The following is an 8,775-nucleotide window of genomic DNA, read 5'->3' on the forward strand; positions in this document are numbered from 1 at the left end:
GCCGACCTCTGCTCACCGGACTACTGGGTGCGGCACGTGCGCGAAGCCGTACGCTTCGCCGACGGCATCCACACCCTCCACCGGCACGGCGTGACAAGGTTCCTCGAACTCGGCCCCGACGGTGTGCTGTCGGCCATGGTGGACGACGACGAGGCCGTCGTGGTCCCCCTGCTGCGGCGCGGCCGGCCCGAAGAGCAGGCCGCGCTGCACGCGATGGCCCGGCTGCATGTCGACGGCGTGGAGCTCGACTGGGCGGCGCTGTTCGACGGCACGGGCGCACGTCCGACCGACCTGCCGACCTATGCGTTCCAGCGGCGGCGCTACTGGCCGACAGGCGGACGCGCACGGGCGGACGCGCGGGGGGCCGCGGGCCATCCGCTGCTGTCCGGGGCGCTGGAAGTGGCCGGCAGCGACAGGTTCCTGTTCACCGGAAAGCTGTCGAGAGCGGCGCAGCCGTGGCTGGCCGACCACGTGGTCATGGGGGCGGTGCTGGTTCCCGGCACGGCGCTGCTCGACATGGCCGCGTGGGCGGCGGGCGAGGTCGGCTGCGGGGCGGTGGAGGAGCTGACGCTCGCCGCGCCGCTCGTGCTGCCGGACCGTGGGGGCGTGAACGTGCAGGTGAGCGTGGGGGCGGCGGACAGCGCGGGCAACCGCACGGTGAGTATGTTCTCCCGCGGCGACGGCGACGAGCGGGCTCCCTGGGTCGAGCACGCGACAGGCGTGCTCGCGGGCCGCACGGCGGAGCCGACCCTGTTCGACGCCGCCACGTGGCCGCCGCCGGGGGCGCGTCCGCTGGACACCGCAGACGTTTACGCCGGGCTCGCGGACGCCGGTTTCGACTACGGCCCGGCGTTCCAAGGGCTTCGGGCGGTGTGGCGGCGAGACGACGAGCTGTTCGCCGAGGTGGCCCTGCCGGAAGAGGTCGACGGTGGCGGCTTCGGCCTGCACCCGGCCCTGTTCGACGCCTGCCTGCACGTCCTCGCCGCCGGTGGCGAGGCGCACGGTACGGCACAGCCGGCCGTGCCGTTCGCCTGGTCCGGCGTGTCGGTGCACGCTTCGGGCGCATCCGCCGTCCGGGTGAGGGTCACGCGGGGCGGCGGGGACGCTGTGTCCCTGGCCATCGCCGACATGTCGGGTGCGCCTATCGCATCCGTGGAGGCTCTGACGACACGCCCCCTCACCGCCCACGGGACCGGCGTGGTGTCCGACGCGCTGTTCCGCGTGGACTGGTCTCCCGTGGAACCGGCCGGGGCATACGAAGGCAGTCGTGAAAGCTTCGGAGTGGTCGCCCTGACTCCCGGCTGCGAGCCCGGCCATCTCGACCGGGAGACCGAACTCCCCGTCGGCGCCACCCCCGCGTGGGACACCGGATTGCCCGGATGGGCCGAAGCTCTGCCCGGCGAGGTCCACCCCGATCTGGACTCGGTGGCGGCCTCCGGCGTCCCCGATGTTGTGCTGGTGCCGGTGTTCGCCGAGGCGTCGGGCGAGGTGGAGCGCCTGGTTCACGCGGTGGCGGCACGCGCGCTGGCCCTGCTGCAGGACTGGCTGCGCGATGAGCGGTTCTCGGGCGCCCGCGTGGTGTTCGTCACCCGGGGCGCGGTGGACGGTGACGATCTGGCGGGTGCGTCGGTGTGGGGGCTGGTGCGTTCGGCCCAGTCCGAGCACCCGGGCCGGTTCGTCCTGGTGGACGTGGCCGACGACGAGGCTTTCGCCGTACTCCCTCAAGCGCTGGCCGCGGACGAGCCTCAGGTGCTGCTGCGAGGCGGCCGGGTGCTGGCGGCCAGGCTCGCCCGGGTGGCACCGCACAGCGCCGAACCAGACAGCGCCGGACCAGACAGCGCCGAACCGGACGGCGTGTTCGCCACCGAGGGCACTGTGCTGCTCACCGGGGGCACTGGTGGTCTTGGGCGGATCATGGCCCGGCATCTGGCAGAGCGCCACGGGGTGCGGAGGCTCGTGCTGGTGAGTCGCCGGGGTCCGGACGCGGACGGTGTTCCGGAACTGGTGGCCGAACTGACCGGGGTCGGTGCCGAGCTCGCGGTCGAGGCGTGCGACCTCGCCGACGCCGCGGCGGTGCGTGACCTGGTGGGGCGGCACCGCGTCAGCGTAGTGGTGCACGCGGCGGGTGTGCTGGACGACGGCGTGGTGGAGACGTTGACGCCCGACCGCCTCGCCGCGGTGCTGCGGCCGAAGGCCGACGCGGCCTGGCACCTCCACCAAGCCACCAAGGATCTCGATATTTCGGCTTTCATCCTGTTCTCCTCGGCCGCCGGAACCTTGGGCAACGCCGGCCAGGCCAACTACGCCGCCGCCAACGCCTTCCTTGACGCCCTCGCACGACACCGCCGCGCGCGAGGACTGCCCGGCGTGTCCCTGGCCTGGGGCCCATGGGCCCAAACCAGCGGCATGGCCGACGGCGACGCCGAACGCATGGCACGGGCGGGAATGCCCCCGATCACCCCCGAACAGGGCCTGGCCCTGTTCGACACCGCAGTCGCAGGCGCCCACCCCGACGTGGTGCCGGCCCGGCTGGACTTCGCCGCGCTGCGCACCCGAGGCGAGGTGCCGCCCCTTCTGCGGGGCCTCGTCCGCATGCCCCCGCGGCGTACGGCTGCCGCCGACGCGGACCTCACCCGCCGCCTGGCCGGGCTCGGCCGCGAAGAGCAGCGCGAAATGCTGCTGGAGGCCGTCCGCGGCCAGGTCGCCGCCGTACTCGGCCACGCCGCACCAGCCGACGTCGACCCGGGACTGGCCTTCCAACACCTCGGCTTCGACTCCCTGACCGCCGTCGAACTCCGCAACCGGCTGACCGCCCTCACCGGCGTCCGCCTCCCCGCCACCCTCGTCTTCGACTACCCGACGACCGCCGAACTCTCCGCCCACCTGTACGGCAGGCTCGGCCTCACCCCCGCCCCGGAAACCGGCCCCGAGGCCCTACTCGCCGACCTCGCCAAACTGGAGAAAGCCTTCAGCGGGATCGAGGTGGACGCCGACCTCTTCGACCAGGTCGCGGGCCGCCTGGAAGTCCTCAAGACCAGGTGGAACACCCTGCGCGGCGACTCGCCGTCCGCAACCACCGGGGAGTTCGACTTCGACACCGCCTCCGACGACGAGGTCTTCGACCTCCTCGACAACGAACTCGGCCTGTCCTGACGCCTGCCAGTCGTCGGGATCGGAGAAGTACGCCGGTGCGCCGACCGGGCCGCAGAGCCGCAGGGTAGTGAGGGACGCGAGCGTGGGGCGGGGCACGGGGCCTCCTACGGTTCGTCGATGATCGCCTTGAGGGCCAGGGCTCGCAGCGGGGGCAGATGGGTGCGGTTGTCCATACCAGTCGAGTTCACGATGGCCAGTAGACCTTGTCCCGGTAATCGCCACGGCTAGAGGCATTGATCAACTCCGTGTCATAGGTTGTCAGATTCCGCACGCTCACCCTCTGCAGTGAGATTGAGCCCGTGGAAGCCAACCACTCGGCCATTCTGACCGGGCTGCTCAAAGTGCGCGGGCTGTTCGTAGCAGATGGGGACGACGGCCCGCCAAACATCAGAAATCCCCTGCCCCCACACGTCCGCGAGGCCGTTGGCGCCGTCAACGGTAGCTACCTCACGGATTACGGATACGAGCTCGGCGAGCAGGGCGATGAGTCGGCCACCGCCGACCGCGTCGCCTTCCTGCTCGGGCTGCCTGGCGCAGCCGGGCCGCACCGAGCAGGCTCCTCCGCTGAGGCGCTACGCGACAAACGACCAGCCAACCGGGCCAGGCAGCCTCGGCAGCCCCATCACAACGCCGAGGACCCCAGCTCCTGATCACGGACGGGAGGACCACGCGTGACACCACGCCATGCACTACCGGAAGAACACCAGCAGGCCCTGGGCGCGGCCTCGCAGCTGGTTGACCTGCTCGCCCTGCGCCACAACATCCCCGCCAACGCGCAGACCCTAAGGGGCGATCGCCGCGGTGTGCCCCGCAGAGCGGCTCGCCTACCGCTCGCACCCCGAGTCCGGGATGCTCTCCATCACCGGGTGCGACTCCGAGACTCTGGCCACCGCCGTTGCCCGCCTGGCCCGGGAGATGGTCCGGGGCCAGCTCATCCGGGACGGCTGGTCGCTCCTGCACGCCTCCGCGTTCTCCCGCAAGGACCGTGTGATGCTGGCGTTCGGAGGCAAGGGCTCCGGCAAGACCACCATCGCGCTCACGCTCACCCGGGCCGGTGAGTGGGAACTGCTCGCCAACGACCGGGTGTTCGTCCGCGCCGAGGACGACCGGGTGCGCATCGTGCCGTGGCCCTTGGCCGCCGCCGTCGGGCTGGGCCTGCTGGAAGCGCTCGGATGGTACGACATCGTGCGGGAGCGGCTCCTCGCCTGCGAAGCCCTGCACCCGACACAGGATGCGCGGGTTACGGACGCCCTCTTGCAGGGACGCCGGAATCCGTTGTGGGATGGCGGCAAAGAACTCAAAGCGCAGATCTGGCCGGTGCAGTTCACCGAATGGTTCGGCGTCGGCCTGGCACAGGAAGGAGACGCGGCTGCCTTGCTGTTCCCGCAGGTAGACGCGGCGGCCGACCAGCCGTGCCTGGCCCAGTCCGCGCGCATCCTGTCCGATGACGACTTCATGGCCAAGGCCGAGGACCGCTACCCCGACATCTTCCAGCTCGTACGAGCCCCGATCGGCGGCTATGACTCCTCCCGTGCCCGAGCTGCCGCGCACTTGCAGGCACTTCCGCACCACGGACTGATACTCACGCACGGTGTCGAGGTGAACGCTGAACTCCTCGACACCCTCCTGAAGCCCTGACCGGGCTGGTAGCCTCCCGCCCTACCCGTCCCCCTGACGAATCCGGGAGTCACCGCCGCGACCGTGGTCCACGATGGCGGCGCCCGCACCCCTAGGGGGGCCTGGGGGGACAGCCGGGCCCCTACCGGACGTCACCGAGGCCCTACCCTGAGGCGCAGGGGACCTCTAAGGGACCAACCGGGGCAATACCCGATGCAGCCGCCGACGCGCCCGGGACACCCTAGTGATCATGAACGATCCCGACGACTACGCCGTCCACCTACAGGACGTCAGCAGAACCTACGGCAAAGGCCCCACCGAGGTGGCCGCGCTGCGACATGTCACCGTCGGCTTCCCCCGCGGCAGCTTTACCGCCGTCATGGGACCCTCCGGGTCGGGCAAGAGCACCCTGCTGCAGTGCGCCTCCGGCCTGGACCGCCCGCAGACGGGCTCGGTGCGCATCGCCGGGCGCGACATCACCCGCCTGCGCGAGAAGGAGCTCGCGGAGCTCCGCCGCGACCATGTGGGCGTCGTCTTCCAGTCGTTCAACCTGGTGCCCTCCCTCACCGCCGCGCAGAACACCGTCCTGCCCACCCGCCTGGCCCGCCGCAGGCCCGACCCCGCGCGGGTGCGCGACCTGCTGCAACGCGTCGGACTGGCGGGTCGGGAAAGGCACCGGCCGGCGCAACTGTCGGGCGGCCAGCAGCAGCGCGTGGCGATCGCCCGCGCGCTGCTCAGCCGGCCCGAGGTGCTGTTCGCCGACGAGCCCACCGGCGCGCTGGACCGCGGCACCGGCCACGAGGTGCTGGCGCTGCTGCGGGAGGCGGCCGACACCTACGGCCAGACCGTGGTCATGGTCACCCACGACCCCGAGGCCGCCACCTACGCCGACGGCGTCCTGTTCTTAACCGACGGCCGCATCGTGGACTCCCTGCGGCGGCCCTCGGTCGACCAGATCGCCGCGCGGCTCGGCGGCAGCCGATGATGACCACCCTGGCCTGGAGCAACGTACGGACCAACCCGGCGGCCTACGCCGCCACCTTCACCACGATCCTGCTCGCGGTGACACTCGTCGGTTCCAGCGGCCTGCTGATCGCCGGCGTCTCCGACGGCGGGGAACTGGAGGCGGTCGGCGCCCTGGTGGGCACCTCGGCGGTCATCTCGGCGTTCGTGTCGGTCTTCGTGGTGTCGGGCATGCTCAGCCTGCACGTAATGCGCCAGCGCAGGGCGTGGGGCCTGCTGCGGTCGGTCGGCTTGACCCCGCGCCAAGTGCGGCTCCTGGTCACCGTGGAGGCGCTGGTGGTGGCCGCGGCCGCGAGCGCCGTCGGCTGCGCGCTGGCCGTGCCGTACGCCCACGGCGTCGCCGCCGTCCTGCGCCGGGTCGGGTTCGCCCCCACCGACATCCCGGTGGCGATCACCCCGGTGCCGTTCATCGTGGCCTCCGCCGTCGGCATGGTCGCGACATTGGCGGCGTCCCGGATCGCCGCGCGCAAGGCGGTACGCTCCGGGCCGCTGGAGGTGCTCCGCGACAGCGCCGCCGAGCAGCGCATCCTGCCTTGGCCCCGGGCCCTGGTCGGCACCGCGGCGCTGGCCGGGGGAGTGGTGCTGCTCGATCTGGCCTCCCGGCAGACCGAAGGCGGCGGCGCCATGGAGATCATCCTCGGCGCGGTGATGGCGCTCTGCGTCGCCGCCTCGGCCCTGGGCACCGTCGTCGTGCGGGCCCTCGGCTACCTCCTGGCGGCCCCCGTGGCCTGGCTCGACCCCGCCGCCGGCATGCTGGCCCGGGCGTCGCTCGCGACCCAGCCGCGCCGCGCGGCGTCGGTCGCCTCCCCGGTGATGCTGACCGTGGCGCTGATGGGCACCTTCGTGTTCGCCGCCGCCACCACGCAGACCGCGGCCGGGCAGGCGACGATGGAGGTCGGCGAGTGGATCGCGCCCGCCCTGGTCGGGTCGACCGCGCTCTACACCGTCATCTCGGTGCTGAACGCCACCGCCATGTCGATGTCGGCCCGCGCCCAGGAGCTGCGGCTGCTGCGGTCGGTGGGGATCGGGCCCGCCCAGCTCACCCGGGCCCTTGTCTGGGAGTCGCTGATCACCGTGGCCGTCGGCGCCCTGCTCGGGACCGCCATCGCCGCCGCCGGGCTGCTCACCCTGGGCCGCGTCCTGACCGGCAGGCTCTGGTTCGACTACTCCGCGCCGCAGTACCTCGGTCTGCTCGCGGTGTGCACCGCGGCCGGGCTGATCGGTGCCCTGGTCTCCACCCGCAAGGCGCGGCGGGGCCCACTGGTCGGCTGACCGGCGGCCTTCATCCCTTGCGGCAGCGTCGGCGAAGTCCCCCGCCGACCTGCGGGTGTTCCGCGATCTGCTGAGCGCCGACGGCGCACAGGCCGCCTTCGCCGCCGACGTCCGCGCCGGTGGCCTCCAGGGCGGCGCGGCCATGGTGGACGACCTGCTGCGTCACCTGCGGCTGTGGGGGTTCGACCCGGCGGACGTCCCCGGCCCCGTCCGCATTTGGCACGGGCTCGACGACCCGAAGGTCCCGTCACACTCGCGCGCCGCCTGGCCGACCGCCTCCGCTGGGGCACGGCCGAGTTCGTCCCGGGCGGCCACCACGCCGCCTTCGCCCACCGCGACGGAATCCTTCGCGAACTCGCCGCAGACCGTTAGGCCTGGGGGACTACGGCAGAGGCTTGAGGGCGACCCCGCAGAAGGCCGCGACCTCGTCGGGCAGCCCCCAGGGGGCCGCCTCCGGACGCCACCTCGACACCGACACGATGCCCGGTTCCAGCAGGTGCAGGCCCTCGAAGAACCCGGCCATCTGCCGCAGGGTGCGCAGGCGGTAGGGGTCGCCCGCCTCGGCGCGGGTCTGCTCTGCGCGGGCCGAGGCCTCCGGGTCGACCACGTCGGTGCCGTCCTCCAGCACCAGGTAGCTGCCCGGAGGGAGCGCCGCCACGAGGCGATCGCAAATCGCCTTCGCCTGCCCGTCGTCCCACACGTTGCCCAGGATGCCCAGCATCATCAGCGCGATGGGCCGGCCGAAGTCCAAGGTGGCGGTGGCGAGCTCCAGGATCAGCTCGGGATCGCGCACGTCCGCGTCGACGTACTCGCACGCGCCTTCGGGGGTGCTGGTCAGAAGTGCGCGGGCGTGTGCGAGCACCAGTGGGTCGTGGTCGACATATACGATCTTGCATTCGGGGTTGAGGCGCTGGGCGACCTCGTGGGTGTTGTCGGCCGTGGGGAGTCCCGTGCCGATGTCGAGGAACTGCGCGATCCCGGCCTCGCCGGCCAGGTGGCGTACGGCGCGGCCGAGGAAGGCGCGGGAGTGCCGGGCGACCTCCACGATCTGCGGATACACCTCGCGGACCTGGTCGCCGACCTGCCGGTCGACCTCGTAGTTGTCCTTGCCGCCCAGCCAGTAGTTCCACACCCGCGCGGAATGCGGTGTCGCGGTGTCGATCTGCGGATCCGGCGGGGAATCGGATTGTTCTTGCGCCATGAGCCCTCTTCGCTGCGAGTAAGTGGCCCCCCGACGTACCAGGTGATCATTCCACTTTTCCGACAAGTCCGACACGACGATTCCCCGACGGACGCCGGAACCCCACCACCGCCAGCGCCGCCCCAAACGATCGCGACTGTTTCTCAGACGGGCAAACTCCAACGAGGTCCGTCAGGCTCACCGAGCCACACACATTGGCCGGATCGACTCACTGTGAGCCCGAACTCCGACTGGTGGGGCGACCCGGCTTTCTGCCACGTCTCGATTGCGTTCTCCACCGCGTCCCAGAGCCGCAGTGGGCCATGCTGGCGCACTTTCCAGCCTCCTGAATCGGCCTTCGTGCTGCTGGCCTGTGATCCTGTGGCGACATCCAACAAGATCACTTCGTCGCCCGCTCCCATCCTCTCAGCAGGGGGCGCCCCAAGCTGGGCGACGAAACACCCGGTCCAGTCATCGAGAATGCTCGGGTCGATCCGGCTTTCACGTTCCTCGCCAAGGCCGATCAGGTA

7 protein-coding genes and 1 pseudogene are annotated in these 8,775 nt (G+C 71.7%); 5 read left to right on the forward strand and 3 right to left on the reverse strand.

The annotated features are described in order from the left end of the window. The 5 genes from BLQ73_RS30470 to BLQ73_RS30490 all read left to right on the forward strand — a co-directional run. Positions 1-3,153, forward strand: a 3,153-nt coding sequence (locus BLQ73_RS30470) for a type I polyketide synthase (RefSeq protein WP_143020547.1), incomplete at its 5' end; no start/stop codon positions are given. 299 nt (positions 3,154-3,452) lie between these two features. Further along, complete coding sequence (locus tag BLQ73_RS30475) at positions 3,453-3,803, forward strand: hypothetical protein (RefSeq protein ID WP_093176336.1); 351 nt, start codon at positions 3,453-3,455, stop codon at positions 3,801-3,803. 151 nt (positions 3,804-3,954) lie between these two features. Then, on the forward strand, positions 3,955-4,791 hold the full coding sequence (locus BLQ73_RS30480; RefSeq protein ID WP_143020548.1) for a phosphoenolpyruvate carboxykinase (ATP): 837 nt from the start codon (positions 3,955-3,957) through the stop codon (positions 4,789-4,791). A gap of 229 nt (positions 4,792-5,020) precedes the next feature. Beyond that, positions 5,021-5,755 carry an ABC transporter ATP-binding protein gene (locus BLQ73_RS30485; protein ID WP_093176349.1) on the forward strand — a complete coding sequence of 245 codons (735 nt, stop codon included), beginning with the start codon at positions 5,021-5,023 and terminating at the stop codon, positions 5,753-5,755. Further along, positions 5,752-7,065, forward strand: coding sequence for an ABC transporter permease (locus BLQ73_RS30490; RefSeq protein ID WP_093176341.1), 1,314 nt, complete (start codon positions 5,752-5,754; stop codon positions 7,063-7,065). The genes BLQ73_RS30485 and BLQ73_RS30490 overlap by 4 nt, the downstream gene beginning before the upstream one ends. A 10-nt stretch (positions 7,066-7,075) precedes the next feature. Here the strand turns inward: BLQ73_RS30490 and BLQ73_RS31935 are convergent, their stop codons facing one another. The 3 genes and pseudogenes from BLQ73_RS31935 to BLQ73_RS33690 all read right to left on the reverse strand — a co-directional run. Further along, on the reverse strand, positions 7,076-7,288 hold the full coding sequence (locus tag BLQ73_RS31935) for a hypothetical protein (RefSeq protein WP_143020549.1): 213 nt from the start codon (positions 7,286-7,288) through the stop codon (positions 7,076-7,078). 159 nt (positions 7,289-7,447) lie between these two features. Further along, positions 7,448-8,266 (reverse strand): SAM-dependent methyltransferase, encoded by an 819-nt coding sequence (locus BLQ73_RS30495; protein ID WP_093176344.1) that lies wholly within the window; start codon positions 8,264-8,266, stop codon positions 7,448-7,450. 143 nt (positions 8,267-8,409) lie between these two features. Then, positions 8,410-8,775 (reverse strand): annotated as a pseudogene (locus BLQ73_RS33690) (ATP-grasp peptide maturase system methyltransferase); the annotation flags it as partial.

Source organism: Sinosporangium album (assembly GCF_900100605.1).
Lineage (GTDB): Bacteria > Actinomycetota > Actinomycetes > Streptosporangiales > Streptosporangiaceae > Sinosporangium > Sinosporangium album.